This is a genomic window from Hymenobacter agri (genome assembly GCF_054778495.1).
In genome coordinates, this window is the sequence record NZ_BAAGZM010001209.1 from 1 (window position 1) to 646 (window position 646).

Below are 646 nucleotides of genomic sequence, written 5' to 3' on the forward strand. Positions count from 1 at the left end.
CGCTGCGCGGCCTGCACCTAGTGGTGGCCGACATCGCTGCCGCCCGCGCCGAGCTGGCCAGCCGGGGAGTACCTATAGGCGCGGTGCAGGATATGGGCGGCATCAAATTCGCGGCCTTCGCCGACCCCGACGGCAACACCTGGACCTTGCAGGAGCTGCCGGGCCGATAGTAGCGTGGACTCTGCGAGTCCGCGCCAGGGGCGAACGCTCTGGCAATGCGCGGCCTCGCAGAGTCCACGCTACGCGCCCGCCACCGGCAGCGTGAAGCTGAAGGTGCTGCCGCTGCCCAGCTCACTTTCCACCCACAACCGGCCGCCCTGGGTGGTGATGAACTCGCGGGCAATGCTCAGGCCCAGGCCCGTGCCGCCGCGGTAGCCGGTTTTGTCGGGCAATTGGGCGAAGCGCTGGAAGATTTTGTCGTGGTGCTCGGGCGCGATACCGGGGCCGTGGTCCTGCACGCTCACCCGCACGAAGGCCCCGGCCACGGCGGCGCGCACGGTGAGAGCCTCGCCCACCGGCGAATAGCGGATGGCGTTGGCCAGCAGGTTGATGAGCACCCAGGTAGTTTTTTCGTAGGCGGCGCGGGTGGCGGGCAGGTCGAGGCCGAGCTGCAAATCGAGGCGCAGGCGCTTGTCGTCGAGCTGGG

General features: G+C 69.2%; 2 protein-coding genes. One reads left to right on the forward strand and one right to left on the reverse strand.

Annotated elements, in window-relative coordinates:
- The first annotated feature begins 23 nt into the window (after positions 1-23).
- Positions 24-170 carry a VOC family protein gene (locus ACYVDE_RS25360; protein WP_460504285.1) on the forward strand — a complete coding sequence of 49 codons (147 nt, stop codon included), beginning with the start codon at positions 24-26 and terminating at the stop codon, positions 168-170.
- A gap of 69 nt (positions 171-239) precedes the next feature.
- On the opposite strand, the gene ACYVDE_RS25365 is transcribed toward ACYVDE_RS25360, so the two are convergent.
- A partial coding sequence (locus ACYVDE_RS25365) for a sensor histidine kinase (RefSeq protein ID WP_460504284.1) occupies positions 240-646 on the reverse strand: 407 nt, incomplete at its 5' end.